The following is a 1,595-nucleotide window of genomic DNA, read 5'->3' as shown; positions in this document are numbered from 1 at the left end:
TCGATACGTCCGACTGGGTACGTCGGACCTGCCCGGCGCCGTGCACTACGCGGACAAAATTCTGGGGCTGCGAGAGGGGGCGCGGGTGGGCAACGCCAAAAACGGGCAGCAGGTCTACTTTCGCAGCGACGACCGCGACCACACGCTGGTGTACCTCGATGGCAATCCCCGGGAGCACACCACCGGCTTCGATCTGGTGGACGAAGCGGCGCTGTCGGCGGCCGCTGCGGAGCTGGACCGGCTGGGCCAACCGGTGCATGTGGGCAATGCCGACGAGTGCGATGCACGCCGGGTGCAGGCCTTCATCCACTTCAAGGACCCCAGCGGCAACGGCATCGACCTGGTCGTGGGGCCGCACCACAGTGGCGTGCGGTTTTTCCCGACACGCGACACCGGCAACACCGGTTTTTCGCATGTGGGTTTGCGCACCACCGACGCGGTGCGCGACGAGCGCTTCTGGACCCAGGTGCTGGGTGCCAAGGTGAGCGACCGCATCGGGCAGGCGCCGCTGCTGCGGATCGACGAAGTGCACCACAAGGTGGCCTTGTTTCCATCGACCTATGCCGGGGTGCAGCACATCAACCACCAGGTCGAATCCATCGACGACATCATGCGCTCGTGGTACTTCCTGCAGCGCCAGGGCGTGAAAATCGTTTTTGGCCCGGGTCGCCACCCGACTTCGGGTGCGATGTTTTTGTATTTTGAAGGACCGGATGGCGTGGTCTACGAGTACTCCAGCGGCGTGCGTGCGATCACCGACCCGGACTACCTGCCGAGGCAGTTTCCCTTCCAGCAAGAGTCCTTCTGCATGTGGGGTTCCGAGCCCGACATTCCAGAATTTCGCACGAATTAGGACCTCCATTGCATACCATCACCATCCACTCCACCGGCCACAGCTACAGCTGTGCGCCCGACACCACCATCTTGAAGGCCGGCCTGGATGGCGGCTTGTTCATGCCCTACAGCTGCCGCTCTGGTGTTTGCAAAACCTGCCGCGGCAAAGTTGTGCAAGGCGAAGTGGACTATGGCGGGGTGCACCCCAAGTACTTGTCCGAGGCGGACAAGGCGCAGGGTTATGCCTTGCTGTGTTGCGCCAAGCCGATGAGCGATCTGGTGATCGACGTCCAAGAGATCGACGCGGGCGATGCGATCCGTTCCAAGTTCATGCCAGTGCGCATTCTCAAGCTGCAAAAGGCCGCCCCCGACGTCATGATCGTGACCCTGGGACTGCCGATGAACGAGCCGACCGTGTTCCGCGCCGGTCAGTACATCGAGTTTGTGCGGCCCGATGGCACGCGCCGCAGCTATTCCATGGCCAATGCGCCCAGCAACGACGGCGTGCGCCAGTTGGAGCTGCATGTGCGCATGATCCCCGGCGGGAAATTCACCGACCTCGTGTTCAACCACCTGCACGTGCGCGACGTGCAGCGCATTGAAATGCCTTTGGGCTCGTTCTTTCTGCGCGAGAAAAGCGACAAGCCCATGGTGATGCTGGCCTCGGGCACCGGCTTTGCGCCCATCAAGTCGATCATCGAGTACGCGCTGCAGCGCGGCATCCGCCGCCCCATCACCTTGTTCTGGGGCGGGCGGCGGCG

General features: G+C 63.0%; 2 protein-coding genes. Both read left to right on the top strand.

Going from position 1 to position 1,595, the window contains the following annotated elements:
- A partial coding sequence (locus ABYB95_RS23220) for a VOC family protein (protein WP_372662642.1) occupies positions 1-853 on the top strand: 853 nt, incomplete at its 5' end.
- 8 nt (positions 854-861) lie between these two features.
- On the top strand, positions 862-1,595 hold a 734-nt coding region (locus ABYB95_RS23215; protein WP_372662639.1), incomplete at its 3' end, for a 2Fe-2S iron-sulfur cluster-binding protein.

Source organism: Hydrogenophaga sp., from assembly GCF_041633695.1.
Classification (GTDB): domain Bacteria; phylum Pseudomonadota; class Gammaproteobacteria; order Burkholderiales; family Burkholderiaceae_C; genus Hydrogenophaga.
Note: the sequence above shows the minus strand (reverse complement) of the source record. Positions and strands in the feature narration are given on the sequence as shown.